At 40.4% G+C, this 456-nt stretch carries 1 rRNA gene; it reads left to right on the plus strand.

What is annotated here, in order from left to right:
• Positions 1-95: 95 nt before the first annotated feature.
• Positions 96-210 (plus strand): 5S ribosomal RNA (gene rrf / locus JIG41_RS01075).
• The last annotated feature ends 246 nt before the right edge of the window (positions 211-456 follow it).

Here is a 456-nt window from a genome sequence, read left to right on the forward strand (position 1 = left end):
ATTTGCCATGTGAAAGTAGGACATCGCCAGGCTCCTAATTCAGTCGAAAGACTTTAAATTTAAAAATTAATAATAAGAAAATTGAAAAGAATTTTCTTGGTGACAATAGCGTTTTGGACCCACCTGATCCCATGCCGAACTCAGTAGTGAAACGAAACAGCGCCGATGATAGTGTGGCATTTGCCATGTGAAAGTAGGACATCGCCAGGCTCCTAATTAAAGAAACCCGTTGCAGCAATGCAGCGGGTTTTTTGCGTTCAGGGCTAAATCGTCCAGTATCATACTGAGATTGCATACAGAGATAAAAGACGTATCAGCGCAAGGTGAAGAGACGTAGGAGATGTATGGACTCCTCCCCTAAATAGGGTAAGTACGGTATAAAGAAATTGCAAAACCACTTTTACCAATAAGGAATCCATACATGTCAAAATTTAACTTAATTTGTATCGACTTGGC

Source organism: Pseudoalteromonas sp. bablab_jr011 (genome assembly GCF_016464045.1).
In the GTDB taxonomy this organism is placed as follows: domain Bacteria; phylum Pseudomonadota; class Gammaproteobacteria; order Enterobacterales; family Alteromonadaceae; genus Pseudoalteromonas; species Pseudoalteromonas lipolytica.